Genomic DNA, 26,992 nt, shown 5'->3' on the forward strand with positions numbered 1-26,992 from the left:
CTCGGTGCGCTCAGTGCGCGGTCCAGCCGCCGTCGAGGACCAGCGAGGTACCCGTCACGAAGGACGCCTGCGGGCCGCACAGGTACGCCACGGCCTCGGCGACCTCCTCCGGTTCGATGAGCCGCTTGACGGCGCTGTCCCGCAGCAGCACGTCGGCCAGCACGCGCTCCTCGGGCACGCCGTGCGTCCGCGCCTGGTCGGCGAGCTGCCGCTGCACGAGCGGGGTGCGCACATAGGCGGGGTTGACACAGTTCGAGGTCACACCGTGGGGCGCGCCTTCGAGGGCGGCGGTCTTGGAGAGGCCTTCGAGTCCGTGTTTGGCGGCGACGTACGCCGACTTGTAGGCGGAGGCGCGCAGTCCGTGCACGGAGGACACGTTGACGATGCGGCCCCAGCCCTGCCCGTACATGTGGGGCAGGGCTCCGCGGATGAGCCGGAACGGTGCCTCCAGCATCACGGTGAGCACCGTGTGGAAGACGTCCGGCGGGAACTCCTCCAGTGGGGCAACCCGTTGCAGCCCCGCGTTGTTGACCAGGACGTCGGTCCCGGCGGCAGCGAGTTCGGCGGCGTCCAGGTCGGTGAGGTCCAGGACGTACGGTTCGAGCGAGCCGGACAGACCGGCCGCGCTCCCGGCGAGCGTCTCCAGTCCTGCCGCGTCCCGGTCGACGGCGCGGACCTTGGCCCCGGCGGCCGCGAGCCGCAGCGCGCAGGCCCGTCCGATGCCGCCGGCCGCGCCGGTGACGAGGGCGGTGCGGCCGCCGAGGTCGAGCGAGGGAGTGGCGGGACCGGGAGCGGCGGCCTGGGGCGAAGTCATGCGACGAGCCTAGGCAGAGCCGGGTCACCGTCCCATGTGGTCATCGCCCATACTTCACGCGGAAGACGTGGTCTCGAACCATGTGGGTTCGTCGGCGAGCGCCTGCTTGATGCGGAACAGCTGCCGGTCCTGCATCGGCGGCAGCGCGTCCAGCGCGAACCAGCCCACCTCGACGGACTCGTCGTCGTTGACGCGCGCCTCACCGCCCACGGCCCGGCAGCGGAAGGTGACGTCCATGAACTGGCATTCGTCGCCGTTCGGAAACCTCACCCGCCGGCCTGCACGGACCAGGACGACGCGTTCGGGGACGCAGTGCACGCCCGCCTCCTCGTACACCTCCCGTACCGCGCAGTCCGCGGGCTGCTCGCCCGGTTCCGGGATGCCCGAGATCACGCACCACTCGTGGTTGTCCGCGCGCTGGCCGAGCAGCACCCGCCCCTCGTCGTCGAAGACGACGGCGCTCACGCCGGGGAGCCAGAGCAGTTGGTGGCCCGCGGAGGCCCGGATCTCGGTGATGAAGTCAGGAGTCGGCATACGGCGACCCTATCGGGGCGCCGGTTTCAGTCCGTGGCGCTCCGTCGGGCCCGCGCCCCGGCGCCGATCGCCCATCCCAGGCCGCCCGCGGCGACGAGCACCAGGGCGATCTCGGGCAGGATGCCGAGCTTCGTCGCCGGTGTCTCGGAGGAGCGCAGGGGCACCTTCTGCACCAGGGAGTCCGCGACGAACATGCCGGTCCTCTGGGTGATCTTCCCGTCCGGCATGATGATGGCGCTGACCCCGCTGGTCACGGGCACCGTGACGGTACGGCTGTGCTCGACGGCGCGGACCCTTGACATGGCCAGCTGCTGGTAGGTCATCTCGCTGCGGTCGAAGGTGGCGTTGTTGCTGGGCACGGAGATCAGCTGGGCGCCGTGGGTGACCGTGTCGCGCACGGCCCAGTCGAAGGCCGCCTCGTAACAGGTGGCGAGGCCGACCTCGGTCCCGTCCATGTCGAACACGCCCGGCTTGCTGCCCCGGCTGAAGTCCTGGCCGACCATGGAGGTCCAGTTCTCGTTGACGGCCCCGATGAACGAGCGCAGCGGGAGGTACTCGCCGAACGGCTGGACCTGCCGCTTGTCGTACGTCTGGGTGGGTCCCTTCACCGGGTCCCACAGGATCTGCTCGTTGTAGAGCTTGCCGTCCCGCTCGACCACGCCGCCGACGGAGACGGGCGCGTCGATCGCCTTGGCCGCCTTGTCGATGACCGCGGCGGCGTCGGCGTAGGCGAAGGGGTCGATGTCGGAGGAGTTCTCGGGCCACAGGACGAAGTCGGGCTGGGCGACCTTGCCCGCCTTCACCTCGGCGGCCAGGCGCTCCGTCTCGCGCGCGTGGTAGTCGAGCACGGCCCGGCGCTGGGCGTTGAACTCCAGACCGAGACGGGGGACGTTGCCCTGGATGACGGCGACCGTCGCGGTGCCGTCCTCCGCCTTGTCGCTGACGAGCGAGCGGGCGGCCACGGCGCCCACGACCGGGACCGCCACGCTGAGCAGGGCCAGAGCGGCCGCCGACCGCCGCACCTCACCCGAGCGCCGCCGCTCCTGTACGAGGCGCACGACCTCGTACAGGCCGAAACCGCACAGGACGACGGCGAAGCCCAGTACGGGGGTGCCGCCGAGCGCGGCGAGGGGCAGGAAGACGCCGTCCGCCTGGCCGAAGGCGATCTTGCCCCAGGGGAAGCCGCGGAAGGGCACGCGCGCGCGTGCCGCCTCACCGGCGATCCAGAGCGCCGCCGCCCACAGAGGCCAGGCCGGCAGCTTGGACACGGCCGCGACGCCCACGCCGACCAGCGCGACGAAGACCGCCTCGATGACCACCAGGGCGATCCAGGGCCCGGGGCCGACCTCGACACCGGTCCACACCAGGAGCGGCAGCAGGAAACCCAGCCCGAAGAGGTAGCCGAGACCGAGGGCCGCCTTCCAGCTGCGCCCGCGCAGCACCCAGCCGAGGACGGCGAAGGCCGGCAGCGCCAGCCACCACAGGGTGCGCGGCGGGAAACTGACGTAGAGCAGCACTCCGGAGAGCGCGGCTGCGGCGGCCGGGACGATGCGCAGGAGCCGCGCGCCGCGCGGGGCCCGCGCGGCCTGGGGCTCCAGCTGGTCCGGCTGGCCCACGGAAGTTGCGGTGACGGTCACTCCGGGAGTGTACGGCGAGTGACCTTTTGGCCGACAGCGCAGTCCGTGGGGCGGTCTCCGCCGCCCGCACAACCCGGCGCAACTCATCCACAAACCGCCCATCAGCCGTTACGGTGTGCCAGTGCCCCAGGTCGCGCGGGCGGCCGGGGTCCGTCACGGTTCAGGGCCGTCACGGTCGGGGGGCGACCGGGTTCGGGGGGACTGGTGGGTTCCACGGGGATGACGTCCGCGCTCGACACGGACGGGGACGGGGAAAGACGAAACGTTTCTGACGCGGCGGGCGTCGCCGTGCTCGGGGCCTGCGCCATCTGGTCCCTGGTCACCGCCGCCGTGCACGACGGACGCCCCGAGGGTTTCCTGCTCGCGGTGCTGGCGGTGGCCGCCGGCTATGCGGCGGGGCGGATCCTCGGGGTGTTGCTGCCGGTCACCGGGCCCTGTGCAGGGGCGCTGGCGGGGCTCACCCTGTCGGTGGCCCGGCCCCGGCTCGCCCCGGGCCCCGAGATCGTCGCGCCACTGGGTCACGCCGGCGCCACCGCCGCGGTGCTGACCCTGTCGGCCGGTGCCGCGTGCTGCGCCGCCTGGGCGACCCCCGTGCCGGTGGTGCGGCTCGGCCTGTGGCTGCTCGCCGGAGGCATCACGGTCGCCGGGGCCTTCTTGGGCTCGACCACGGCCGTGGTGACCTGTTGCGCGGTACTGCTGTGCTCCCTGGCCGCCGGCCGGATGCGCCGCCGGGGACCGTGGCTGGCGGCCCTGGCCGTGACCGCCGCCCTGGTGACGGGCCTGATCTGGGCGGTCGCCGGGAACGTGCTGGCCGGCGGCCTCGCCGGGTCTCTGACGGACCGGCTGACTGCGCACCGGGTCGATCTGTGGCGCGACGCCCTGGGCATGGCCCACGGGGAGGCCGGCCTCGGCGTGGGCCCCGGGCGCTTCGGGGAGCTGAGCGGTGCGGCGGCGCGTTCGACGCTGTCCGACGGCAAGCCGCACTCGGCGCCGCTGCAGCTGGCGGCGGAGCAGGGTGTCGTCGGCGTGGTGCTGCTCGCCGCGGCCTTCTGCTGGGTGCTGTTCGCCCTCTGGCGGGCGCCGCGCCCCACCCCGGTCGTCCTCACCGCGGGTGCCGCGCTCACGGCCCTGGCCGCCGTCGCCGCGATCGGCAACGCGCTGAGCTTCACCACGGTGTCGGTCGGTGCGGGACTGCTGGCCGGCCTGGCCACGGCCCGGCCGCTCGCCGAGGAACCCGCGGTGCCCGAAACCCGGCCGGAACTCGATCGGCACCTGCGCCACGGCGACCGCCCGGCCGCCTGACCCCAGTGCTTTGCCGGGGCGCCCCTCAGGGCGTGGGGCCCGAGGTGCCCGCCCGCAGCCGGTCCCTGATGACGCGCACCGCCGACTCCGCGTCGTCCACGGTGATGGTGAACGTGTGACCGTCCCAGAGCCGCAGCAGCACACCCTCGCCACGACGCACCACGACGGCCGTGCCCTTCTCCGGCCGCCAGCGATAGCCCCAGCCGCCCCAGTGGCGCGGAGTGACGAGCGGTACGAAGTCGGCCCCGGCGACATGGGCCAGCGGGATCCGCCGACGCGGCAGCCCGATGTGGCCGCAGCGCACTTCGAGCGACTCCTTGTCCAGCTTCAGGTCGACGTGGACGAAGGCGAGGGTGCCGAAGAGAACCAGCAACCCGGCGGCGATACAACCGACGACGGACATGGCGAGGGGGGCGATGCCGGACGTCCACGCGGACTCGACGGCGAGCTCGACGCCGAGCGCCATGCAGGCGGCGCCGACGAGCGCGAGCACCCACTGGAACCGGTTGGTGGCGCGTCCGGTCCAGACGTCGGGATGCGGGGCGTCTGCATGCGGGACGTCGGGAAGCGGGATGCTCTCGTCGTGGGGGTGGTCCCTCATATTCATGAGGTTACTCAGGTTTCGCTGCGCCGGTAGCACGTAGCGCAGGGTGACTGCTCCGCCTGGACGGCGGGCGGCCCCTGGGGGCCGGTCCGGGCCCGTCGGTCACCGGGGGGCGCTGACGGCCTCCAGCAGTCGGCCTTCCGCGTAGGCCAGGGCGGGCGCCGGGAGAGCGCCGGGACGGCCGCTGAGGAGCACCGTCACGGTGCCGAGCGCCGCTGCCTCGGGTGCGGGGCGCGCGCCGATGCGGCGCAGTGCCTGCGCGGCCACGGCTCCGGCCGAGCCGTGCAGGACGAGCGGCGGCCGGTCGGGGCGCTGTACGGCGGCACGGATGCGGTCGGCGACCAGTTCGTAATGGGTGCAGCCCAGGACCACGGTCGTTACTTCCTCGGGGGTGAGGGCGGCGGCCGCGGCGACCGCGTCGTCGATCGCCGCCTCGTCCGCGTGCTCGACCGCCTCCGCCAGTCCCCAGCAGGGCACCTCGGCGACCGTGACTCCCCCGGCGAAGTCCCGGATGAGGTTGCGCTGGTAGGGGCTGCCGGTGGTGGCGGGCGTGGCCCAGATCGCGACGGGGCCGCCGCCGGCGGCGGCCGGCTTGATCGCCGGGACGGTGCCGATGACCGGGATGCCGGGTTCGAGGAGCGCCCGCAGCGCGGGCAGGGCGTGCACGGTCGCCGTGTTGCAGCCGACGATGAGCGCCTCGGGCAGGTGCGCGGCGGCGGCCTCCGCGACGGCCACGGCACGCTCGGTCAGGTCCTGCGAGGTGCGCGGGCCCCAGGGCATGCCGTCGGGGTCGAGGGAGAGCACGAGATCGGCGTCCGGTCGCAGGCGCCGTACCGCGACGGTGGCCGCCAGCAGGCCGATTCCGGAGTCCATGAGCGCGATCTTCACCCGGCCACCATAGACGATGTGCTCTTGCGGCCTTGTGGCGTGGGGCAGACTGCGCGCGTGAGCGCCATCGTGTGGATCGCCGCCGTGACTCTGGCCGCGTGGCTGTGGCTGTTGCTCTGTCAGGGCTTCTTCTGGCGCACGGACGTCAGGCTGCCGGCCCGGGAGGAGCCACGGGAGTGGCCGTCCGTCTGCGTCGTCGTCCCCGCGCGCGACGAGGCGGCGGTGCTGCCCGCGAGCCTGCCCTCCCTGCTCGCGCAGGACTACCCGGGACGGGCGGAGATCTTCCTCGTCGACGACGGCAGCTCCGACGGCACGGGGGAACTGGCGCGCGCGCTCGCCCGGCAGCGGGGCGGGCTCCCGCTGACCGTGGACTCGCCGGGCGAACCTCCCGCGGGCTGGACCGGGAAGCTGTGGGCGGTGCGTCACGGCATCGGCCTGGCACGGGCGCGTGAGCCCGAGTACCTCCTCCTCACGGATGCCGACATCGCGCACGGGCCCGACAGTCTGCGGGAGCTGGTGGCGGCGGCCCGCACCGGAGGGTTCGACGTCGTCTCCCAGATGGCCCGGCTGCGGGTGGAGAGCGTGTGGGAGCGGCTGGTGGTACCCGCCTTCGTCTACTTCTTCGCGCAGCTCTACCCCTTCCGGCGGATCGGCCGACGCGGGGCGCGGACTGCGGCCGCCGCGGGCGGTTGCGTCCTGCTGCGCACCGACGCGGCCGAGCGGGCGCGGATCCCGGACGCCATCCGGCACGCGGTCATCGACGACGTGGCGCTCGCGCGGGCCGTGAAGGGTGCGGGCGGTCACGTCTGGCTGGGGCTGGCCGACCGGGTGGACAGCGTGCGGCCGTACCCGAGGCTGCACGATCTGTGGCGGATGGTCTCGCGCAGCGCCTACGCGCAGTTGCGGCACAGTCCGCTCCTGCTGACCGGCACGGTGCTCGGCCTGGCGCTGGTGTACCTGGTGCCTCCGCTCGCCCTGCTCGGCGGGCTCGCCGCGGGCAGTGGGGCCACCGCGGTGTTCGGCGGTCTGGCGTGGCTGGTGATGGCGGGAACATACGTGCCGATGCTGCGTTACTACCGGCAGCCGCTGTGGCTCGCTCCCCTGCTGCCGTTCACCGCGTTCCTCTACCTGCTGATGACGGTCGACTCCGCGGTCCAGCACTACCGGGGACGCGGCGCGGCCTGGAAGGGCCGCACCTACGCCCGTCCGGACGCCGTCGCGGACGAGGGCTGAGCCGTCGTACCGGGACCCCTGTCAACCCAGGCCCCCGACCACAGGGCCGGCCTCTATTTGCGGCCCGGCGTCCAGTTCATGCCCCACCCGTAGGCGTAGTCGAGGGTCCGCTGGGGGCTCACCCCGCGCTCGGGCACCAGATAGCGGGCCTCGCGCTGGACGACGAGGTCACCACCGTTGTTGGTGATCAGCGCGAGCGCGCACACGGTCGAGGGCACCGTGCACTCGTCCAGGGAGAAGTCGATCGCGGCGCCGAACTGCGGTTGCAGCGTGACGGTGGCGTGCAGGTCGGCGAAGGAACGCGCGCCCTCGTAGATGGTCACGAAGACCAGGATGCGGCGGAAGTCGTTCTTGTGGTCGAGGTTCACGGTGAGGTTCTCACCGCTCGCCAGGGCGCCGGTGCGGTCGTCGCCGTCGAGGTGGATGTACGGCGGCTGGTGCAGGGCGCCGAAGGCGTTGCCGAGGGCCTGGACCACGCCCTTGCGGCCGTCGGCGAGCTCGAACAGGGCGCAGAGGTCGAGGTCGAGGTCGTTGTGCATGGCGACCGCGCGGCCCCGCTTGCTGCCCCACCCCGAGAACTGCTTGCGCACCTCCCAGTTCAGGTTCACGCGCAGGGCGCCCGATGTGCCGCCCTGCTTGCTCAGGGAGACCGACGGGGCGGCCTTGGTCAGCGTCACCTTGGTCAGCCGGACCGGTGCGACGGGCGGTGCCGGCGGAGGCGGCGGTGCCTGGTGGACGGGCGGGGGCACGGTGGCCGGCATGGCGGGCATGGTCGGCTGCCGGGATGGCGGCGGAGGAGGAACCTGAAGGCTCGCCGGGGCCGGGGCGGCCGCCTGCTGCGGCTCGTCCACGGTGATCCCGAAGTCGGTGGCCAGGCCTTCGAGACCGCTGTCGTAGCCCTGGCCGACGGCCCGGAACTTCCAGGCGCCCTGGCGGCGGTAGAACTCCCCCAGCACGAAGGCCGTCTCCACCGTCGCGCCCGCGCTGTCGAACCGTGCCACGACGGTGCCCTGCGCCGCGTCCCGTACCTCGATGTAGAGGTCCGGCACCCGCCCGAACGAGCCGCCGTCCGTCGAGGCCGCCAGGACGACGGTCTCGATCGCGGGCTCCACGCGCGCGAGGTCGACGAGCAGGCTGTCGGTCACCCGGCCCCCGGCGTCGCGCTTGCCCTCGTGCCGGACGGCTCCGGAGGAGTGGGCCGGCTGGTTGTAGAAGACGAAGTCCGCGTCGGAACGGACCTTTCCGGCCACCAGCAGCAGCGCCGAGGCGTCCGCGTCCGGAACGCCCGTTCCCGCGCGCCAGCCCAGTTCGACCCGCAGTGCCGTGGTCGGCACCGGAGCATTGGATCCCTTCGACATTGACATGTACGCCCCCATCGCGTGTCAGTGCACCGGGCCGCACGCCTCGGCACCCCTCGGGTTGTCTTTCCGGCCAACCTATTGCGCGGGACGGGGAACTCCCATCGGGAGGGCGGGATCAGCGCTGACCAACCGCCGGTAACGCGCTCGGAACTCGGCCTTTACACGATCGGAAGGGCACGTGCCGTCCTTTTTTCCCAAGTTCGCTCGCATTGGGGGTCCGAGGTCACTGCGGACACGGAAATCAACCCTCTTATCGGTCTCCCCAACCAGCACATCGTGGGCTTAACTTATGTGCCATGACCTCCCCCCGCTCCACCTATGGCGGCGGCTACTACGCCTCCTTCCCGGACACTCCGATCTACGACTCGCTCGTGGCCGAGCGGGGCACCCCGCAGATCGCCCCGATCCGGGTCCCCGCCGCGTACGACATGGGCAGCAGCAACCTGCCCGCGTTGCCGTCGGCGCTGCCCGCCCTCCCGGCGGGCCCCTCGCAGTCCTACGGCTACGGTTACCCGCAGGCGCAGCAGCCCGCGCCGTTGCAGCAGGCTCCGGCGGCGTACATCCCGCCGCAGGCCGGCGCTCCGCGCGGCTACCCCGGACCCCAGGCGCAGCAGCAGCCGCGTCCGGCGGGCCCCGGCACGGGCTACGACGCCATGCGTCCGGCCGCTCCCCGGCCCGCCGCGCCCCAGTACCAGGACCCGTACAACCAGCAGTACCGGGGCTACTGAGCCCACGGGGTCGTCGGCGCCACCTGGCAGGATGACCCCATGGGGCATGTGCAGCTGCTGTCGATTCACATCCATCCGGTCAAGGCGTTCCCGGGTCAGGCACCCCGGGAGGCCGTCGTGGAGCCCTGGGGGCTGGCCGGGGACCGACGCTGGGCGCTGATCGACCACGGGGGAAGGGTCGTCACACAACGTCAGCAGCCACGCCTCGCGCTGGCCGCCGCCGGGCTTCTGCCCGGCGGCGGCGTGCGTCTGTCCGCGCCCGGTCTGGAGCCGCTGACCGTGCCGGTGCCAGAGCCGGTGGGCACGGTGTCGATGGAGATCTTCCGCGACAAGGTGGAGGGGGTCCTCGCCGACGACGCCGCGCACGCCTGGTGCAGTGCCCACCTCGGCGCCGACGTGCGGCTGGTGCACATGGACGACCCCGCGACCCGTCGGCCCGTGGACCCCGAGTACGGGCGGCCCGGCGAGACCGTCACGTTCGCCGACGGATATCCGCTGCTGGCCGCCACGACCACGTCCCTGGACGCCCTCAACTCGCTGATCGCCCAGGGCGAGCACGCCGAGGAGGGCCCACTGCCGATGAACCGTTTCCGGCCGAACCTGGTCCTGGCGGGCACCGATCCGTGGGCGGAGGACGGCTGGTCGGGCCTCGTCGTCGGCGAGGTCGAGTTCCGGGTCGCCAAGCCGTGCGGCCGCTGCGTCGTGACCACTACCGACCAGGGCACCGCGACACGCGGCAAGGAGCCCCTCCACACCCTGGGCCGGCATCGGCGCCTCGGCGGCAAGCTGATCTTCGGACAGAACCTGGTGCCGCTCGGTCACGGCACGATCAGAGTCGGCGATCCGGTGCGCGTCATCGCATAGTTCCGGCCTGGGCCGGATGCCCGGCGATCCGTGGGAACCCCCGCCCGGCTTCGGAGCGTTGGGATTGCGTGAGAAGTTCATGAGAGGTCCCGGGCTCTGGTGATTTCGCTCTCTCTTTCCCCGGGCTCGCGCGTGAACGGCTCCAACGGGGGTTATCACGGAGCGGGAAGGGGGTGCGGGGGTGCGATCGATCGGCGGAATCCGGCGCTGGCGACACAACCCACTGCGTCGTACGACGGATCTGGTCGAGGCGTGGGTGGCCTTGTCGGCCTTGTTGCTGATCCTCCTCGTCGCGCCCCTGGTGGGTTCCCTCGTCGGCGCCGTGGCGCAGGATGTGCTCCAGCGGTCGGTCCACGAGCAGCGGCAGTCCCGCCACGAGGTCACGGCCACCGTGGTGCGGAAGCTGGACGGTTCGCCGCTGGAGGTCGACCCGGAGACGGCCACCGGCCGGGAAGCCCGCACCCGGGTCGTCGCGGACTGGACGGCCCCTGACGGCACGGCACGGCACGGCACGGTCCTTGCCGGCCTCAAGACCCCGCACGGCGGCGACCACTTCGAGATATGGACGGACGGGCACGGCACGCTGGTGGCCCGTCCACTGGACTCCGCCACGGCGACGACGCACGCCGTGCTCGCCGGCTTCGGCGCGGCCCTGCTCACCGCGGGCACCGTCGAGGGCGTTCGGCGGCTGATCGTCTGGCGCCTGGTCCGCCGCCGGTACGCCCGTTGGGACCAGGCCTGGGACCGCGCGGGCCCGGACTGGGGCCGCACCGGCACCGGCAGCTGACGGCCTTCCGTCTCTGGTCAACCCACCACCCGCGCGCACGCTACGGTGGTCCGGCCGAACCATTCGGCATCAACCCGCGTACCACGAGGTGGGGGCACATCAACGCCATGGCACAGGGCACGGTCCAGGTGACGCACACCGGCACATCGAGGTGGCGGCGCCGCACGGGTGAGTACGCATCGCTCGCCGCCGCCCTGGAGGCCGCGGCCGAGGGTGACGTGCTCACCATCGCTCCAGGAACCTACCGGGAGAACCTGGTGGTGGAGCGGTCGGTGACGCTGCGCGGCCCCGAGGGCTCCCCCGGTTCCGTGCGCCTCGCGCCCCTGGACGGGGTGCCGTTGACCGTGCGCGCCTCGGCGGTGGTACAGGACCTGCACGTGGAGGGCCAGGACGCGGCCGCGCCCGCGGTGCTCGTCGAGGACGGCACGCCGGAGCTGCTGGACGTACGGATCGTCACGCGATCGGCGGCGGGCATCGAGGTGCGGGGCAGTGCCCGCCCGACGGTGCGCCGGTGCACCGTCGACAACCCGGCGGGCATCGGCATCGCCGTGGTCGACGGCGGCGGTGGTGTCTTCGAGGAGTGCGAGGTCGTCGCGGCGGGTCAGGCCGGCGTCTCGGTGCGCGGCGGTGCCCACCCCCGGCTGGAGCGCTGCCGGGTGCACCACACGTCGGGCGCGGGTCTGAGCGCGACCGGCGACAACTCCTCCCTGGAGGCGGTGGGCTGCGAGGTCTACGAGGTCAGGGGCAGCGGTGTCCAGATCACCGCCCGGGCCACCGCGCACCTCACCGACTGCGATGTGCACCGCACCACCTCCGACGGCGTCACGCTCGACACGGACGCCGTGCTCACCCTGGCCGACTGCCGCATTCACGACATCCCGGAGAACGCGGTCGACCTGCGCTCCCGTTCCGTGCTGACACTGACCCGCACGACGGTGCGTCAGTTCGGCCGCAACGGGCTGTCGGTGTGGGACCCGGGCACGCGCGTGGACGCCAACCAGTGCGAGATCTTCGACAGCACCGGCGACTACCCGGCCGTCTGGGTCAGCGACGGCGCCACCGCGGTCCTCGACTCCTGCCGGGTGCACGACGTGCCCGACGCGCTGTTCGTCCTCGACCGGGGCTCCCGCGCGGACGTCGTGGACAGCGACCTGTCCCAGGTGCGCAACACGGCCGTGTCGGTGAGCGACGGGGCGACCGCCCAACTCGACGACTGCCGGATCCGGGACGCGGCGACCGGCGCGTGGTTCCGCGACCACGGCAGCGGCGGCACCCTCAACAACTGCAGCGTGGACAGCACCCAGACCGGCGTGATCGTCACCAAGGGCGCCGACCCCACCGTCGAGCGCTGCACCGTCGACTCCCCCTCCGAGGCCGGCTTCTATGTGTCGGCCGGCGGCCGCGGCACCTTCCTGAACTGCCGGGTGACGAACAGCGGCGGCTACGGCTTCCACGTCATAGACGGCAGTCGTACGACGCTGCGCAAGTGCCGTACGGAGCGCTGCGCGCGCGGCGGTTACGAGTTCGCCGACGCCGGCGGCGACGCGGGCTCGGGCTCCGGCCCCCTGGTCGAGGACTGCACCAGCGACGAGAGCGCGGGCGTGCGGACACCCGGGGCCCCGGCGGCGCCGGCGACGGTGGTGCAGACGACCGCCCAGTCGCCGGGTCTGCTGGGCGTGGTCCCCGAACAGCGGGTCACCGCGCCGGAGCCGCAGCGGGCCGCCGGTGAGCCGGAGACGTCGGTGCGCACGTCCAAGGACGTGCTCGGCGAGTTGGACACTCTGGTGGGCCTGGAGAGCGTCAAACGCGAGGTGCGGGCCCTCATCGACATGATCGAGGTGGGCCGGCGCCGTCAGCAGGCCGGGCTCAAGGCGGCCTCCGTCAAGCGCCATCTGGTCTTCACCGGCTCCCCCGGCACCGGCAAGACCACCGTCGCCCGCCTCTACGGCGAGATCCTCGCCGCCCTGGACGTGCTGGAGAAGGGCCATCTCGTCGAGGTGTCCCGCGTCGACCTCGTCGGCGAGCACATCGGCTCGACGGCGATCCGCACCCAGGAGGCCTTCCAACGGGCGCACGGAGGCGTGCTGTTCATCGACGAGGCGTACGCGTTGTCGCCGCAGGACGCGGGCCGCGACTTCGGCAAGGAGGCCATCGACACCCTGGTGAAGCTGATGGAGGACCAGCGGGACTCCGTGGTGGTGATCGTCGCGGGCTACACGGCGGAGATGGAGCGCTTCCTCTCGGTCAACCCCGGCGTGGCGTCCCGTTTCTCACGGACCATCACCTTCGGCGACTACGGCCCCGAAGAGCTGTTGCGGATCGTGGAACAGCAGGCCGAGGAGCACGAGTACCGGCTCGCTCCGGGCACCTCGGACGCCCTGCTGAAGTACTTCACGGAGCTCCCCAAGGGACCCTCCTTCGGCAACGGGCGTACCGCGCGCCAGACGTTCGAGGCGATGGTGGAGCGGCATGCCGGCCGGGTCGCCCAGGTGGCCGAGCCGAGCACGGACGACCTCACCCTGCTGTACGCGGAGGATCTGCCCGAGCTGCCCTGATCCGCTCAGCCGCGCTGCTGGGGCAGCTCCGGTCGCAGCCGTCCCAGCAGCATCTCGCGTTCCGCCACGAACGCCGGGTCGGCCTGGTAGTCGGAGTGGCCCAGGACGGGCGCGGGCAGCGGGTGTTCCGCGGTGCGGCCGTACGCCAGCGGATCAGCCAGGGGCTCGCGGTCCACCCGGGGTCCGCAGTCGTCGCCGGCCAGCCGGACCGGGCCGCCGATGGGGTCGGTGAGCCGGTACAGGTTGCGCCAGCAGGCGATGTCCTCGTGCAGGGCGGCGAGCGCGGCCGGGCCGAAGTGGGCCGGGAACCAGCGGCCGTAGAGACGCTCGATCGGGGAGCCGTAGGTGAGCAGGGCGACCCGCTTGCGGTCGGAGGGTTTCAGCTGCCAGGCCGCGGCGGCCGCGAGGACACTGCCCTGGGAGTGCCCGGAGATCACCAGTCGTCCGCCCGTGGCGCGCGTCCAACTGGCCATCCGCCAGGTCAGGTCGGGGACCGCGCGCTCCGCGTAGCAGGGCGGGGCGAAGGGGTGCGCGGCACGCGGCCAGAAGGTGCCGACGTCCCAGAGGATGCCGATCGTGCGCCGCGCGGAGGCGTCCTTGTAGGCGCGCCGGCCCCAGGTGACGAAGAGGACGAAACCGAGCCCTATGAGCCAGGAACCCATGGCCTGAGCGGTCTGGGCGGCGCCCTGGACGAAGGCCTGGGCGCCGTCCGTGGCGCGGACCGGGGTCTTCCCGGTGCCGAAGGCGCCGACGAGCGCGCCCGCGCCCAGGAGCAGTGTCGCGGTGGAGACGACGGCGACGAGGAGCGGGCCACGGTCGGTGAGCGTGGCCATCGCGCGGGCGCGGGCGATGCGCCGGGTGCGGGCCGGGTCGCCGGGTCCGACCCCGTACGCGCGGCCCACCGCGTCCTGCTCGGCCCGGGTGAGCAGCCAGGTCTGCCGGCCGAGCAGTCCGCACAGCGCCAGCAGGACGACGAGCAGCACGGGGATGACGGACGCCTGCCAGGTCAGGAGCACGGGCGGCCCGTCGAGGAAGGTCCCGGTGCCGTCCAGCCAGTCGGACACGCGCTGTGACACCCCGCCGGACATCACTCCGCCCAGCGCACAGGCCAGCATCGCGACAGCGGGCCCACCGAGCCCGCGCAGGGCGCAGCGCTCCTGCTGGTCGAGTTGAACCCGCTCGACGGCGGTGGCCCCGCCCGGGGCCACCGGCGCGGAGGGCTCCCCTGGGCAGTGGTGCAGGACGCGGGCGACGACCGCGAGGGCGATCACCAGGGCGCCCTGGGCGAGGGCGAGACCGCCGAAGGTCGCGTCCCCGGGGAGCCGGCCCTCGGACTGCCAGCCGGGGCGCTGCCACCCGGCGTACACCAGGGTGAGAACGAGCAGGACGAGTGCGGCCAGGGGCAGCCGGTGGACGAGGTGCGCGTCGATGCGGCGGTCGAGGCGGTGCTCGCTGCGCCCCCGGCGGCACACCACCCACACCGTGGCGAGCGCGCCCGCCACCAGGGACGCCTCCAGCAACCGGCCCAGCCAGTCGAGGAGGTCGGCGCCGCCGGGCCGGCGGTCCTGGCGCACGGCCGCCGTGCCGACGGCCGCCGCCACCGTCAGCAGTCCCGCCGCGGTGTGGGCCGCGCGCAGGCGGGCCACCAGCCGGCGCCCGTACCAGAAGCCGGGCCGGCCGAGTGCGGTGTGACCGGGGCCGTTCTCGGGTTCGCAGGCGCGGTCGAGGGGCTCCTGGGACTCGTACGCGCGCCAGGTGCGGTGGGACAGGTACCACAGGAGACCGACGAGGGCGGTCGGGACCAGGGCGGCGAGCGCGAGCCGGCGGCCCGGCCTGCTCCACCAGCCGCCGTCGGAGACCGCCGGGGAGAGGAAGCCCAGCCAGGAGTGACGCTCGGCGCACGCGGCCGTGCCCGCGCACTGCCAGGCCGTCAGGTCGAGGGCGACCTCGCAGGCCGCGGCGACGAGCAGCACCGTCAGGCTCAGCGCCGCGAGCCGCACGAGCAGCCCGTACAGCCGCACCGCGCGGACGCCCTCCCGTGCGGCGGGGCGCATCCAGTGGGCGAGGTTGACGACCATGAACGGCAGCAGCAGGAGCCACAGGGCGCGGGTGCCGTTGCCGGAGGTGAGGTTGGACCACACGTAGGCCTCGGGGACCGGGGTGTCGCGGCCGCGGTCGTCGGCGGGGCCGGTGTCCGCGGTGACGTCGTCGGCGCGCCGGAACACGGCCGCCGTGTCGTCGCCGGTGATCCGCACCGTGCGCGGATCGTTGAGCATCTTCTCGGGCGTGGCGCCACCCACGCCGTGGACCAGGAGTTCCAGGGCCGTTCTGTCCGCTGAGGCACGTTCCACTGTTCGCACTTCCCCCGTGACACGCCTTCGACATGTGTCCGCGCGGACATAAGGATCGCCACTTCGAAGGCTTGATACACCTTCCGTCACGGAACCTCCTCGGAGCGTGTGGGGAACGCCCACGCCACACGTGGGTGGCATGCACGCATCGGGGTGGTGGACCAGCTGTGAGCAAGCCGTGCGAGGATGGGACGCCCCCGCACCGGAATCGGCGAGAATGGCCTCGTCTGAGCAGGTGAGCGGGCCTGTCGGACGGGCTGAGGGAAAGGACCGGAGCGTACGTGAGTGAGAATCAGAACCTCCTCGCGGAGCAGCGCCGCGCCCTGATCCTGGACGAGGTACGCCGCCGGGGCGGCGTACGGGTCAACGAGCTGACCCGCAAGCTCGGCGTGTCGGACATGACGGTGCGCCGCGACCTCGACGCGCTGGCGCGGCAGGGTGTCCTGGAGAAGGTGCACGGCGGTGCGGTGCCGGTCGTGGAGGCGAGCACCCACGAGCCGGGCTTCGAGGCGAAGTCGGGTCTGGAGCTGACCGCCAAGGAGGACATCGCGAAGGCGGCGGCGGAACTCGTCGCCCCGGGCAGCGCGATCGCGCTGTCGGGCGGTACGACGACGTACGCGCTGGCGCATCATCTGGTGGACGTGCCGGATCTGACCGTGGTGACCAACTCGGTGCGCGTGGCCGACGTCTTCCACGTGGCGCAGCGCACCTCGGGTCCCCGGCAGGGCGCGGCCACGGTCGTGCTGACCGGTGGGGTGCGCACGCCGTCCGACTCGCTGGTGGGTCCGGTGGCCGACCAGGCCATCGCGGCGCTCCACTTCGACGTGCTCTTCCTCGGTGTGCACGGGATATCGGCCGAGGCCGGTCTCTCCACGCCGAACCTCGCGGAGGCCGAGACCAACCGGCGCCTGGTGCAGTCGGCGCGCCGGGTCGTGGTGGTCGCGGACCACACCAAGTGGGGTGTGGTGGGCCTGAGTTCGTTCGCGGCGCTGGAGCAGGTCGACACGCTGGTGACGGACGCGGGGCTGCCGCAGGCGGCGCGCGCGGAGGTCTCCGAGCACCTGCGGCGGCTGGTGGTCGCGGGCGAGCCCGGTGAGGGTGCAGACATCTGAAGGGCCTGCGGCTAGGGTGACGCACCCGTTTCCTCGCCACGAGGAGGTTGCGCGCATGGCTCACCGGTTGCGCCCCGAAGGACTCGCGTTCGTCGAGACCGCTCCTGTACGGCTGGTTTTCGCCCGGGAGATGTCCGTTCCCCCTGCGCTCGTCTTCCGCGCCCTCGCCGAGGACGTGACCGGCTGGGCGCAGTGGTTCCCGGCCGTGGCGTCCGTCCAGCCCCTGGACGACGGCGCGGGGCGCGACGTACGGCTCAGGGGCGGCACGCGATTCCGGGAGACGGTGCTCGTGGCGAAGGAGCCGGAGCTGTACGCCTACCGCGTGGACGTGACCAACGCGCCGGGCGTCCGGGCGCTGGTCGAGGAGTGGCGGCTGACGCCGGCCGGGGCGGGGACGCGAGTGCAGTGGACGTTCGCCGCCGACGGCAACGGGGCGTTCCGGGCGGTCCTGCGGCTGGCGCGGGCCGGTCTGGGGCGGTCGTTCCGGGACGCGGTGGCGAAGCTGGACCGCCGGCTCACCCCGTAGGGGCTCCTGGCCCTTCCGCTCGGGCGGCGCGTGCCGGAGGTCAGGCCGGCCACACGCCCGTGGCCAGCAGCGAATCGATCGCGGCGGTGTACGGGACGATGTCGAGGCCCTGTTCGGCGAGCCAGGTGTCGGAGTAGTACTTGTCGAGGTAGCGGTCGCCCGGGTCGCACAGCAGGGTGACGACGCTGCCGCGGTGTCCGTCGGCCACCATCTCGGCGACGATCTTCAGCGCGCTCCACAGCCCGGTGCCGGTCGAGCCGCCCGCCTTGCGGCCGATGGCCCGTTCCAGGGCGCGTACGGCGGCGACACTGGCCGCGTCCGGGACCTTCATCATCCGGTCGACGGCGCCGGGCACGAAGCTGGGTTCCATGCGCGGCCGGCCGATGCCCTCGATGCGTGAGCCGCAGTCGCAGGTGACGTCCGGATCGCCGGTGGTCCAGCCCTCGAAGAAGCACGAGTTCTCCGGGTCGGCGACGCAGATGCGGGTGTTTCGCTGTGTGTAGTGGACGTACCGGGCGAGGGTCGCGGAGGTGCCGCCGGTGCCGGCCGTGGCCACGATCCAGGCGGGCTCCGGGAACCGCTCCCACTCCAGTTGGCGGAAGATGGATTCGGCGATGTTGTTGTTCCCGCGCCAGTCCGTGGCCCGTTCGGCGTAGGTGAACTGGTCCATGTAGTGGCCGCCGCTGTCCGCCGCGAGGCGGGCGGACTCCTCGTACATCGTGCGGGAGTCGTCGACGAAGTGGCACTGCCCGCCGTGGAACTCGATCAGGCGGATCTTCTCGGCGCTCGTCGTGCGCGGCATGACCGCGATGAAGGGCACGCCGATCAGCTTGGCGAAGTACGCCTCGGAGACGGCCGTCGAACCGCTCGACGCCTCGATCACCGGACGCCCCGGCCGGATCCAGCCGTTGCACAGGCCGTAGAGGAAGAGCGAGCGGGCGAGTCGGTGCTTGAGGCTTCCGGTGGGGTGGGTCGACTCGTCCTTGAGATACAGGTCGATGCCCCACTTCTCGGGGAGCGGGAAGCGCAGCAGATGAGTGTCGGCCGAGCGGTTGGCGTCGGCCTGGACCTTGCGGACGGCTTCTTTCAGCCAGTCGCGGTAGCCGGTGTCGCTGCGGTCGACGTCGAGGGTGGCGCCGGTCCTGTGGTGCTCGGGGGTGGTCACGGCGGGGCTCCTTCAGGCTTCGCGCCGACGGTGGTCCGCGCGGCCGACACACCGATCATAAACATCAGTCGCACGCTTCTCACCTGCATAAACACACCTTTGAGAGCCTCAAAGGCGGCCCTGGGGGGTGGCTCTGGGGGCGCGGGGGCGCATTCCCGCGAATGCTCCGGACGGGTGACGCCGAGGCGTCGTGCGCACTGGTGCTCTACGCCGGGCGCGGGCAGACTGCACCGGGTCGGGCGAAGGTCCGGGCGGGGTGATGACGCCGGTCCGGACGCGGGTCCCGGACGGGGGCGCACACTGGACCGATGACGGGTCCGATCACGACGCGGGCTGGATCACGACCCACGCGGGTGCACGGTTCGGCTCGCCCAGGCGCACAAGGGGGCGGGGAGGCATGGCGGAGCCGGAGTTCACGGCTACGGGCGTGCGCATCGGCAAGCGGCTGCGTTCGCTCACCCGAGCCGGTCAGGTCCGGATCAGCGAGGGCAGGCTGGAGCTGCTGACCAGCTACGGCAGCGAGATCGACAGCGCGCCCGTGCAGGCGGTCCGCGCCTCCAGGCCCTGGTTCGCACCGGAGGACCGGGCGCTGGCCGACCTCAACGGCAAGCGGTATCTGCTGACCCTCGGCGACCATGACCCGGCGCCCGGCGAACCGGGGCCACCCGCGGCGCGCCGCTTCATCGAGGCCGTGCGCAGGGCGGCGGGGCGCGGCGGCTGAGCCGGTGCCGAGGTACCGCGCCCGGGGCCGAACGGGTGGCGTGGCCGACGCGAGTTGCGGCACTGTGGCCCCTGCGTCACTCTGGTCTCACGTCACTCTGGGTTTACCGGCGATAACGCTGCGAACCAGCCCGCCGGCCACGACAGCAGGCGGCCGCCTTGCGCAGACGCTCTGCTCGATCCGAATCCCGTGTTCTTCCGGACCTAAGTCGGGGAGTCGCAGCCGTGATCACCAACCCGAACAGGCACTGCACGGTCGAGCTTCAGGCCCTGCCGTCGCGGATCGGCCAGGTCCGCAGAATCGTATCGGCGCAGTTGCGCTACTGGCATATGGATCCACTCATAGACCGCGCCGCGCTCGGTGTGACGGAGTTGCTGACCAACGTCCACCTGCACGCACAGCCCGACAAGACGTGCGTCGTGGAGATGGAGTTGCTGCTCGACCGGCTCACCGTCTCCGTGCGCGACCACGACCCGCGCCTGCCGGTCGTGGGGGTGGTCGACGACGAGGCGCTCGCCACCTGCGGACGCGGCCTGGCCATGGTGGCGGCGGTGAGCGAGAGCTGGGGCGCCCGGCCGGACGGCGAGTCCGGCAAGGTCGTGTGGTTCACGCTGCCGGCCCCCGTCGCCACGCGGGAGCTGTCGGCGCGTCCGCCGCGTCGTACGCCCAGGGAGCAGCTCCCGCCGCGGTTCACGGAGGTCGTGTCCGTCGACGACCTGCGGCCCGCACATGCCCCCGCCCGGTCGGCCGTCGTCGGCTGACCGGGCGGTGACGTCACCTTCGGGGCGTCCGTCGCACTGGGCCACGGTGACCGGTCCCTGAGGCTTACGCCGTCCGGGTGTAGGTCACTCCGTGGCGATGGCCGGCAGCAAGTCAAGGCGCGGTGGCATCGTCGGCGTCGTGGACCTTCACGGCGTCGACGACCCGCGCGGCGGTCCGCGTGGCCGTGGTGGCGGTCGCGGTGCTCATGCCGTACCACCCCTGCCCGTACGGCCGAACTGCTCGTCCAGGACGGACAGCCGACGCCAGTACTCGTCCTCGTCGATCTCACCGGAGGCGAAGCGACGGCCGAGGACGGCCAGCGGTGAGTCGCCGGTGGGCCGCGGGTCGCCGGCCGCGCTCCACGGACCGCGGCGGCCTCGCCACACCGTGCGCCGCAGGAGCGTGAGGACGCCCACGACGACGGCCGCCCAGATCAGCGGGAAGAGCAGGATCCACGGGCCGGGTCCGCCGCCGTCCCGGTTCGCCAGGGTGTTCATCTCGGGTCATCTCCTCAGTGGGTCTGTGTGATGCCTCGAGCCTCCCGCCGGGAGGGGGTCCGGGTCGTCGTACGGCCAGCGGCGGTGCGCGTACCTCGCCGGGAGTACGCGCGCGTGTCCCGGCTGCTCCCCGAGGGCTGTTCCGTGGGACTCGACTTCTGTAACTACTAGTATGTACAGTCGGGTCATGAGTACTCCGGAGCGGCTGATCGAGTCCACCCGGGAGCTGCTCTGGGAGCGCGGTTACGTGGGGACCAGCCCCAAGGCGATCCTGGAGCGCGCCGGCGCCGGGCAGGGCAGCATGTACCACCACTTCAAGGGCAAGCCCGACCTCGCCCTGGCGGCGATCCGGCGGACCGCCGACGAGATGCGGGCTACCGCCGAGGGAGTGCTCGACGGGCCAGGCACGCCGTACGAGCGCATCGAGGCGTACCTGACACGCGAGCGGGACGTGCTGCGCGGATGCCCCATCGGGCGGCTGACGATGGATCCGGAGGTGATCGCGAGCGACGAGCTGCGTGAACCCGTCGACGAGACGATCGACCGGATCCGTGAGCGGATCGCGCACATCGTCGAAGAGGGCAAGGAACAGGGGCAGTTCGGGTCCGAGCTGGACGGCGAGGCGATCGCGGCCACCGTCGTCGCGACCGTCCAGGGCGGTTACGTCCTGGCCCGCGCGTCCGGTTCACCGACCGCCTTCGACGCGGGTGTCCGCGGGCTGCTGTCGCTGCTCGCGCCCCGTCCGGCCGACTAGGAGACCCGATGCACGCGATGCAGTACGAGGTCACGCTGCCCGCCGACTACGACATGGGCGTCATCCGCGCGCGCGTGTCCCGTGTCGGGCATCTGCTCGACGACTGGGAGGGACTCGGTCTCAAGGCGTACCTGCTGCGCGAACGCGGGGTACACGGTTCGCCGGTCAACCAGTACGCGCCGTTCTACCTCTGGAACACCGTCGAGGGCATGAACGCCTTCCTCTGGGGAGGCGCCTTCCAGCGGCTGAGCGACGACTTCGGGCGTCCGGCGGTCCGTCAGTGGACCGGTCTGGCCTACGAACAGGGCGCCGCCGCCGGTTCCGCCGCCCTGTTCGCCGTACGACGGCGTGAGCCGGTCCCGGACGGGGTGGTGCTGTCCGAGACGGCGCGGGACGCGGCGGACGAGGTACGGCGGCTGGCGCGGGAGGAGGGCGCGGTGCTCGCTGCTGCGGCGGTCGACACGAGCCGCTGGGAGAAGGTGCACGTCTCGCTCTGGGCGCACGACACGCCGACGGCCGACGGCGACCTGTTCCAGGTGCTGCACCTGTCGGCGCCGGGGCGGACCGCCCTGCCCGGGGGCCGGCAGTGGTGAACGCCGTGCGGACCGTCCTCGGGGACCTGCCGGCGGAGCGGCTCGGCGTGTGCGACGCGCACGACCACCTGTTCTTCGGCAGTCCCCGGCTGCCCGGCCAGGAACTCGACAGCCGCTCCGCGGCGCGTGCCGAGCTGGCCGCGTTCCGCGCGCAGGGCGGTGACGCCGTCGTGCAGTGGACGCCGTACGGTCTCGGCCGGCGCGCGGCGGATCTGCCCCTGCTGTCCCGGGAGACCGGGGTGCGGGTGGTGGCCGCGACGGGGCTGCACCAGGACGTCCACTACGACGAGGCCACGCTGGACGGCCTGCGGCACCGGCTCGCCGAGGTGTTCGTGGCCGAACTGACCGAGGGCATCGGGACGTCCGGGGTTCGCGCCGGGCTGATCAAGGTCGCGGGAGGGTTCCACGCCCTCGACCCGCACACCCGCTGGACCATGGCCGCCGCGGCCGAGGCGCATCACGCGACGGACGCGCCGATCGCCGTCCATCTGGAGCTGGGTACCGGCGCGCTCGACGTGGTCGACCTGCTGTGCGGGAAGTTGGGCGTGCCCCCGCACCGGGTGATCCTCGGGCACCTCAACCGGGCGCCCGACGCAGTGGTGCACCGGCAGGCCGCCGAGGCGGGCTGCCGGCTCGCCTTCGACGGCCCGTCACGCGCCCACCACGCCACCGACTGGCGGATGCCGGACGCCGTACGGGCCCTGGCCGATGCCGGTTTCGGCGACCGGCTGTTGCTCGGCGGCGACACCACGACGGCCGCGTCCCGCTCGGTCGACGGCGGCCCCGGGATGCCGTACCTGCTGCGCCGGATCCGGCCACGGCTGGCGCTCGCCGTGGGTGATGAGCTGGTGGGGCGGATCCTGGCGGAGAACCCGCGGCGGGCCTTCGGCGTCGAGTGGCGCTGAACGCCGGGCCCGGCAGCGGGACGCTCAGGTGGACGCCTGGTCGCTGTCCTTCAAGGCGCCCCAGCCGTGCCAGCGGTCGACCTCGATCCAGGCGCTGACCCGGGAGCGGACCCGGTCGGGGTACGGCTTGCCCGTGTAGTGGGTGGAGATGCGGTCGATGTCGGCCAGGCCGTCGTCCTCGTGCAGCTCGGCCACCCGTCCGATGAGGGTGACGTGCGTGTACCAGTCCTCGGAGTCGAGGACGGTGAGGGTCAGGCGCGGGTCTCGGCGCAGGTGCTGGAGGCGTACCCGGCTCTCGTCCAGGCTGATCAGGACGCGCCCGTCCTCCCAGACGTACCAGGTGGGGGTGGAGACGGGGGCTCCGTCGGAACGCAGGGTCGCCATCACACAGGGGTTGGGGCGGCCCAGCAGTTCGACGGCCTCGGGCGGCAGCGGGGGCTTGGACACGGGGTCTCCTCTCGGTTCGGGCGCCTCGCCGTTCAGGCGCCTCGCCGTTCAGGCGTTCTTGTCGAAGCTGGCGAAGTAGGCGGCGGCCATGTCCTCGTCGCCGTGGCCCTGAGCGGCGGCCCGCTCCAGACGTTCGGCACTCGCGGCCGCCACGTCCAGGCGGACGCCGCGCTCACGGCCGGCCTCGACGATCAGCCGCGCGTCCTTCGCCGCCGTCGCGACAGCGAACTGCGCGGGCGAGAGCCGGCCGTCGAGGATCAGGCTGGTCTTCGCCTTCAGGTACCCCATGTCGAGCGGGCCACCCGCGATCAGTTCGAAGAACGCGTTCGGGTCCACATCCAGGGACTGCGACAGGGCGAGGACCTCACCGGCCGCGGCAGTGGCCGCGATGACCCAGCTGTTGACCACAAGCTTCAGGCGCGTCGCACTCCCCTCGCCGCCGTTCTCGCCCGTCCACACCGTCCGCGCGCCCACCGCGTCGAACACCGGCGCCACCGCGTCGCGGTGCTCGCTCGGGCCCGCCGCCAGCACGGTCAGCTGACCGGCCTCGGCGGGCTGCCGGGTGCCCAGGACGGGCGCGTCGAAGAATACGAGATCGTGTGCGTGCGCAAAGTCTGCCAGGTCGCCGATGGCCCCGGTCCCGGCGGTCGTCGACTGCACCCAGGCCGCTCCGGCGCGCAGGCCGGGCGCCGCCTCGCGCATGACCTCCAGGGCGGCGGCCCCGTCGTAGAGCATGGTGAGGACGACGTCCGCACCCTCGACGGCCTCGGCGGGGGTGTCGGCGACGTGGACGCCGTCGGCGGTGAGCGGCTCGGCCTTGGCCCGGGTGCGGTTCCAGGCGCGCACGGTGTGGCCCGCCCGAGCGAGGTTGCGGGCCATCGCGGCGCCCATGATGCCGGTGCCGAGGACGCTCACGGTCAGTTCGTCTGTCATGGCCTCAACCTACTTCGACGCGGCGCCGACCAGGCCGTCCAGCCACGCCTGGTGGCCGTTGAGCATCGGGTCCGGCCGCTCGCCCGCCAGAGCGGCCGCGGGCTGCCCGAGCTGGGTCTCCTGGGTCAAGACGCGGACCCGGCCGCCGGGCAGGTCCTCCACCAGCCAGGCGTGCAGCACGTCCAGGCGTTCCTCGGGCGGGCCGTCCAGCCCGGCCGTCCATGACAGCCGGCCGGGAACGCCGTCGGCGGGGGCCTGGAACTCGACCACCAGCGCGTCCAGGGGAGGGAAGCCGAAGGTAAACCCTGGAGCAGCAGACCGGGCGTGAGCTCTTCACCCGGCTCCCCAGGGGGGTGGAACCGACGCCGCCGGCGCATGAGCTCGCCGGGCAGGTCGCCGCGCCGCTCGACGCGCTGGCCTCGCTCGAGGGCGGCGGTACGCAGTCCGGACAGTGCGCGCCGGTGCATCTGGCGGGGCCGTCGGAGCTGCTGTGCGTGCGGGTGCTGCCGGCGCTGGCCCCGCTGGTCGCCGACGGGCTTCAGTTGCGGGTGACGCAGGGGCTGACCGAACCGCTGCTGGAGGAGATGCGGGCCGGCCGGCACGATCTGGTGATCGCCACCCGGCGGCCGCGCGGCCGCGCGCTGGAGTCGGTGCCGCTGGCCGACGAGGAGTACGTCCTGGTCGCCTCTGCGGCCTGGGCCCGGCGGGTCGAGGGGTACCCGGCGGCGGACGGCGGTCTGTGCGCCGCGCTGCGGGACGTCCCCCTGGTGACGTACGCCGAGGACCTGCCCATCGCCCGGCGCTACTGGCGGAACGTCTTCGGCAAGCAGCTCACCGCCCGCGCCGCGGTCACGGTGCCCAATCTGTACGCGGTCCTGTCGGCGGTCAACGCGGGCGCCGGCTACAGCGTGCTGCCGCACTCGCTGTGCCAGGAGTACCTGGAAGCGGGCCGCCTGACCCGCCTCCACTCCCCTGACGAACCCCCGCTCAACACGCTCTTTCTCGTCCAGCGTCCCGGCAGCGAGGCCAACCCCGATGTGCTGCGGGTCGGCGAACGACTGCGGGCGGCGGCGCGGGTCTGGTAGCACCCGGCTTACAGGCCTGGCCGGTTGTGCTGCCCAGGTCGGAATGTGAGTCAGCTCCAGGGGGCGCCCATGCGGATCCGGTACGCCGTCGCGGCCTGCGCCGCTCTCGCGGTGCCGGCCTCGTCGACAGGCTGCACGGTGCCGGAGGCGGGCAGGACGGGCAGCACGGTGTCCGAGGACGGGAGCCGGCCGGGGTGCTGATGGTCTGTCATCACCACGTCGACAGTGCCGTCCTGTACACCGGCGAAGGCGGCGACGAGTCCGAGGACGTGGGGAGCTGGAGCCGCGCGGAGCCCGCCACCGGCTTCGTCACCTGGCCACTGCGCACCGGAGGCGGGGGCCGAAGCGCCGACCGGCGGCCGGCCACGCTCGAACGGCAGCGCACCCACATCCTGTACGGAGCGACCGAGGACGACTCCTGGTCGACGACCGACGTCTCCTTCACGCTCACCCACCCGGCCGCATTCGCCCCGGGCCGGGTGCGCTGCTTCGGGGGCGAGGTGAGACCTGGCCGTGGCCAGGCGGGCCGTGGGCGGGCCCTGCGGTAGGCCGGGCAGGGCCGTGGGCGGCCGTCGTGTCTCACACGGGGCCCAGCGCTCCCAGCGGATCGTCCAGTACCGGCTGCCAGGCCAACTCGGCCGCGCCGACAAGGCTGTTGTGATCGAGGGAGCAGGCGAGGATGGGCACGCCGCCGCTGCGGCCCCACAGGCTCCGGTCGGCGACGACGGCGCGCAGCCGGTCGGGGTCGGCGTCGAGGAGGGTGCGGTGCAGACCGCCGAGGATGATCCGGTCGGGGTTGAGGATGTTCACCAGACCGGCCAGCCCCAGGCCGAGCCGGTCGATCAGGGCTTCGGCGGCCATGCGGACCACCGGATCGCCGAACTCCTCGCGGATCAGCTCGTTGGCCTGCTGGAGCAGGGAGCCCTCGGGGCCGGGATCGCGGCCCGCGGTGGTGAGGAGGGCGAGCGGGTCCGCCTCGACGTCGAGACAGCCCCGGCTGCCGCAGTAGCAGGGCCGGCCCTCGGGGTTCACGGTGAGATGGCCGACCTCCAGGGCGAGGCCCGAACTGCCCGTGTGCAGACGGCCGTCCAGTACCAGCGCACCACCGACACCCCGGTGCCCGGTGGCCACGCACAGCAGGTCGCGGGCGCCGCGTCCGGCGCCGTGCCGGTGTTCCGCGAGGGCGGCGAGGTTGACGTCGTTGCCCACGAATCCGGGGCCGGTGAGCCCGGCGGCGCGGATCCGCTCGGCGAAGATCTCCCGCACGGGCGCGCCCACCGGCCACGCCAGGTGCAGCGGGTTCAGTGCCAGCCCCTCGGGTTCGGTGACCGCGGACGGGACGGCGAGTCCGGCGCCCACACAGGGCCGGCCCGTCTGCCGCAGCAGTTCGGCGCCGGCGTCGACGGCGGCTCCGAGCACCTTGGCGGGGTCGGCGTCGACCGTCTCGCAGCTGGGCGTGGTGGCGACGATCCGCCCGCCGAGACCGACCAGCGCGGCCCGGAATCCGTCGGCGTGGACCTGAGCGGCGAGGGCGACCGGGCCTTCCTCGGCGACCTCGAGCCGGTGGGAGGGGCGGCCCTGCGAACCGGCGGCGGCGCCCGGCCGCGCGTCGACCCTGATCAGGCCCAGCGCCTCCAGCTCCGCGGCGACCGCGCCGGCCGTCGCGCGGGTGACGCCGAGTTCGGCGGTGAGGACCGCGCGGGTGGGCGCCCGTCCGGTGTGCACGAGCTCCAACGCGGGCCCGAGCGCACCGCGCCCCCGGTCAAGCCGCGCTCTCGAGGTGGTCCCATCCCCCGCCGGCCGGGGGTCCGCCTTGCCGCTCATGAGGGCGAGT

28 protein-coding genes and 1 pseudogene are annotated in these 26,992 nt (G+C 73.1%); 15 read left to right on the forward strand and 14 right to left on the reverse strand.

Annotation, left to right across the window (positions count from 1 at the left end; translation table 11 throughout):
• Positions 1-10: 10 nt before the first annotated feature.
• The 3 genes from QQM72_RS03250 to lnt are packed head-to-tail and all read right to left on the reverse strand — an operon-like array spanning position 11 to position 2,985.
• Positions 11-814 (reverse strand): 3-hydroxybutyrate dehydrogenase, encoded by an 804-nt coding sequence (locus QQM72_RS03250; RefSeq protein WP_314219240.1) that lies wholly within the window; start codon positions 812-814, stop codon positions 11-13.
• Between the two features lie 54 nt (positions 815-868).
• Positions 869-1,348 (reverse strand): NUDIX hydrolase, encoded by a 480-nt coding sequence (locus QQM72_RS03255; protein ID WP_314219241.1) that lies wholly within the window; start codon positions 1,346-1,348, stop codon positions 869-871.
• 26 nt (positions 1,349-1,374) lie between these two features.
• A complete protein-coding gene (gene lnt, locus QQM72_RS03260) occupies positions 1,375-2,985 on the reverse strand; it encodes an apolipoprotein N-acyltransferase (RefSeq protein WP_314219242.1) in 1,611 nt (536 codons plus the stop codon).
• 219 nt (positions 2,986-3,204) lie between these two features.
• On the opposite strand from lnt, the gene QQM72_RS03265 reads away from it, so the two are divergent.
• Positions 3,205-4,287 (forward strand): O-antigen ligase family protein, encoded by a 1,083-nt coding sequence (locus QQM72_RS03265; protein WP_314219243.1) that lies wholly within the window; start codon positions 3,205-3,207, stop codon positions 4,285-4,287.
• A 25-nt stretch (positions 4,288-4,312) separates the two neighbouring features.
• On the opposite strand, the gene QQM72_RS03270 is transcribed toward QQM72_RS03265, so the two are convergent.
• Complete coding sequence (locus QQM72_RS03270) at positions 4,313-4,888, reverse strand: hypothetical protein (RefSeq protein WP_314219244.1); 576 nt, start codon at positions 4,886-4,888, stop codon at positions 4,313-4,315.
• 105 nt (positions 4,889-4,993) lie between these two features.
• Positions 4,994-5,779, reverse strand: a complete 786-nt coding sequence (locus tag QQM72_RS03275) for a glutamate racemase (RefSeq protein WP_314219245.1) — start codon at positions 5,777-5,779, stop codon at positions 4,994-4,996.
• A 69-nt stretch (positions 5,780-5,848) separates the two neighbouring features.
• Between QQM72_RS03275 and QQM72_RS03280 the strand changes: the two genes are divergently transcribed.
• Positions 5,849-7,012 carry a glycosyltransferase gene (locus QQM72_RS03280; RefSeq protein ID WP_399076063.1) on the forward strand — a complete coding sequence of 388 codons (1,164 nt, stop codon included), beginning with the start codon at positions 5,849-5,851 and terminating at the stop codon, positions 7,010-7,012.
• Positions 7,013-7,065: 53 nt separating this feature from the next.
• Here the strand turns inward: QQM72_RS03280 and QQM72_RS03285 are convergent, their stop codons facing one another.
• Positions 7,066-8,388, reverse strand: coding sequence for a TerD family protein (locus QQM72_RS03285; RefSeq protein ID WP_314219247.1), 1,323 nt, complete (start codon positions 8,386-8,388; stop codon positions 7,066-7,068).
• A gap of 281 nt (positions 8,389-8,669) precedes the next feature.
• On the opposite strand from QQM72_RS03285, the gene QQM72_RS03290 reads away from it, so the two are divergent.
• The 4 genes from QQM72_RS03290 to QQM72_RS03305 all read left to right on the forward strand — a co-directional run bounded on the left by QQM72_RS03290 (position 8,670) and on the right by QQM72_RS03305 (position 13,307).
• The gene (locus QQM72_RS03290; protein ID WP_020125984.1) at positions 8,670-9,101 is read left to right on the forward strand and encodes a DUF6643 family protein; all 432 of its coding nucleotides are present in this window, start codon (positions 8,670-8,672) and stop codon (positions 9,099-9,101) included.
• 39 nt (positions 9,102-9,140) lie between these two features.
• Positions 9,141-9,965 (forward strand): MOSC domain-containing protein, encoded by an 825-nt coding sequence (locus tag QQM72_RS03295; RefSeq protein WP_314219248.1) that lies wholly within the window; start codon positions 9,141-9,143, stop codon positions 9,963-9,965.
• Between the two features lie 181 nt (positions 9,966-10,146).
• Positions 10,147-10,752 (forward strand): Rv1733c family protein, encoded by a 606-nt coding sequence (locus QQM72_RS03300; RefSeq protein ID WP_314219249.1) that lies wholly within the window; start codon positions 10,147-10,149, stop codon positions 10,750-10,752.
• Between the two features lie 107 nt (positions 10,753-10,859).
• Entirely contained in the window at positions 10,860-13,307 is a 2,448-nt protein-coding gene (locus QQM72_RS03305; RefSeq protein ID WP_314219250.1) for a right-handed parallel beta-helix repeat-containing protein, read from the forward strand.
• Positions 13,308-13,312: 5 nt separating this feature from the next.
• Here the strand turns inward: QQM72_RS03305 and QQM72_RS03310 are convergent, their stop codons facing one another.
• Positions 13,313-15,658, reverse strand: a complete 2,346-nt coding sequence (locus QQM72_RS03310; protein WP_314219251.1) for a hypothetical protein — start codon at positions 15,656-15,658, stop codon at positions 13,313-13,315.
• Positions 15,659-15,939: 281 nt separating this feature from the next.
• On the opposite strand from QQM72_RS03310, the gene QQM72_RS03315 reads away from it, so the two are divergent.
• Both QQM72_RS03315 and QQM72_RS03320 read left to right on the forward strand, forming a co-directional pair.
• Positions 15,940-16,770: a DeoR/GlpR family DNA-binding transcription regulator gene (locus QQM72_RS03315; RefSeq protein ID WP_314219252.1), complete on the forward strand. Its 831-nt coding sequence runs from the start codon at positions 15,940-15,942 to the stop codon at positions 16,768-16,770.
• Between the two features lie 55 nt (positions 16,771-16,825).
• Positions 16,826-17,296: an SRPBCC family protein gene (locus QQM72_RS03320; RefSeq protein ID WP_314219253.1), complete on the forward strand. Its 471-nt coding sequence runs from the start codon at positions 16,826-16,828 to the stop codon at positions 17,294-17,296.
• 40 nt (positions 17,297-17,336) lie between these two features.
• Here QQM72_RS03320 and QQM72_RS03325 read toward each other — a convergent pair whose 3' ends face one another.
• Positions 17,337-18,461, reverse strand: a complete 1,125-nt coding sequence (locus QQM72_RS03325) for an L-cysteine desulfhydrase Cds1 (protein WP_314219254.1) — start codon at positions 18,459-18,461, stop codon at positions 17,337-17,339.
• A 397-nt stretch (positions 18,462-18,858) separates the two neighbouring features.
• Here QQM72_RS03325 and QQM72_RS03330 point away from each other — a divergent pair, with 397 nt between their 5' ends.
• Together QQM72_RS03330 and QQM72_RS03335 are read left to right on the forward strand one after the other, a co-directional pair.
• Complete coding sequence (locus QQM72_RS03330; RefSeq protein WP_314219255.1) at positions 18,859-19,182, forward strand: hypothetical protein; 324 nt, start codon at positions 18,859-18,861, stop codon at positions 19,180-19,182.
• A 224-nt stretch (positions 19,183-19,406) separates the two neighbouring features.
• A complete protein-coding gene (locus QQM72_RS03335) occupies positions 19,407-19,943 on the forward strand; it encodes an ATP-binding protein (protein ID WP_314219256.1) in 537 nt (178 codons plus the stop codon).
• 204 nt (positions 19,944-20,147) lie between these two features.
• Here QQM72_RS03335 and QQM72_RS03340 read toward each other — a convergent pair whose 3' ends face one another.
• Positions 20,148-20,441 carry an SHOCT domain-containing protein gene (locus QQM72_RS03340; RefSeq protein ID WP_314219257.1) on the reverse strand — a complete coding sequence of 98 codons (294 nt, stop codon included), beginning with the start codon at positions 20,439-20,441 and terminating at the stop codon, positions 20,148-20,150.
• A gap of 187 nt (positions 20,442-20,628) precedes the next feature.
• Between QQM72_RS03340 and QQM72_RS03345 the strand changes: the two genes are divergently transcribed.
• From QQM72_RS03345 to QQM72_RS03355, 3 genes are read left to right on the forward strand one after another with little or no spacing between them, the layout of a single operon-like run.
• Positions 20,629-21,195 (forward strand): TetR/AcrR family transcriptional regulator, encoded by a 567-nt coding sequence (locus QQM72_RS03345; RefSeq protein WP_314219258.1) that lies wholly within the window; start codon positions 20,629-20,631, stop codon positions 21,193-21,195.
• An 8-nt stretch (positions 21,196-21,203) separates the two neighbouring features.
• Positions 21,204-21,788 (forward strand): DUF4865 family protein, encoded by a 585-nt coding sequence (locus tag QQM72_RS03350; protein WP_314219259.1) that lies wholly within the window; start codon positions 21,204-21,206, stop codon positions 21,786-21,788.
• A complete protein-coding gene (locus QQM72_RS03355; protein ID WP_314219640.1) occupies positions 21,785-22,693 on the forward strand; it encodes a phosphotriesterase family protein in 909 nt (302 codons plus the stop codon). Before QQM72_RS03350 ends, QQM72_RS03355 begins: the two co-directional genes overlap by 4 nt.
• 24 nt (positions 22,694-22,717) lie before the next feature.
• Here QQM72_RS03355 and QQM72_RS03360 read toward each other — a convergent pair whose 3' ends face one another.
• The 3 genes from QQM72_RS03360 to QQM72_RS03370 are packed head-to-tail and all read right to left on the reverse strand — an operon-like array spanning position 22,718 to position 24,343.
• A complete protein-coding gene (locus tag QQM72_RS03360; RefSeq protein ID WP_314219260.1) occupies positions 22,718-23,140 on the reverse strand; it encodes a PPOX class F420-dependent oxidoreductase in 423 nt (140 codons plus the stop codon).
• Positions 23,141-23,188: 48 nt separating this feature from the next.
• The gene (locus tag QQM72_RS03365) at positions 23,189-24,073 is read right to left on the reverse strand and encodes an NAD(P)-dependent oxidoreductase (RefSeq protein ID WP_314219261.1); all 885 of its coding nucleotides are present in this window, start codon (positions 24,071-24,073) and stop codon (positions 23,189-23,191) included.
• 9 nt (positions 24,074-24,082) lie between these two features.
• The gene (locus QQM72_RS03370) at positions 24,083-24,343 is read right to left on the reverse strand and encodes an SRPBCC family protein (protein WP_314219262.1); all 261 of its coding nucleotides are present in this window, start codon (positions 24,341-24,343) and stop codon (positions 24,083-24,085) included.
• Positions 24,344-24,375: 32 nt separating this feature from the next.
• Here QQM72_RS03370 and QQM72_RS03375 point away from each other — a divergent pair.
• Positions 24,376-25,158: pseudogene (locus tag QQM72_RS03375) on the forward strand (LysR family transcriptional regulator); the annotation flags it as partial.
• Between the two features lie 50 nt (positions 25,159-25,208).
• Here the strand turns inward: QQM72_RS03375 and QQM72_RS03380 are convergent.
• Positions 25,209-25,370 (reverse strand): hypothetical protein, encoded by a 162-nt coding sequence (locus QQM72_RS03380; protein WP_314219263.1) that lies wholly within the window; start codon positions 25,368-25,370, stop codon positions 25,209-25,211.
• On the opposite strand from QQM72_RS03380, the gene QQM72_RS03385 reads away from it, so the two are divergent.
• Positions 25,359-25,706, forward strand: a complete 348-nt coding sequence (locus tag QQM72_RS03385; RefSeq protein WP_314219264.1) for a hypothetical protein — start codon at positions 25,359-25,361, stop codon at positions 25,704-25,706. The two genes, QQM72_RS03380 and QQM72_RS03385, sit on opposite strands and share 12 nt — an antisense overlap.
• Before the next feature lie 31 nt (positions 25,707-25,737).
• Here QQM72_RS03385 and QQM72_RS03390 read toward each other — a convergent pair whose 3' ends face one another.
• Positions 25,738-26,982, reverse strand: a complete 1,245-nt coding sequence (locus tag QQM72_RS03390; protein ID WP_314219265.1) for an ROK family protein — start codon at positions 26,980-26,982, stop codon at positions 25,738-25,740.
• Between the last annotated feature and the right edge of the window lie 10 nt (positions 26,983-26,992).

It is taken from the genome of Streptomyces zaehneri, from assembly GCF_032248645.1.
GTDB classification, from domain to species: domain Bacteria; phylum Actinomycetota; class Actinomycetes; order Streptomycetales; family Streptomycetaceae; genus Streptomyces; species Streptomyces coriariae.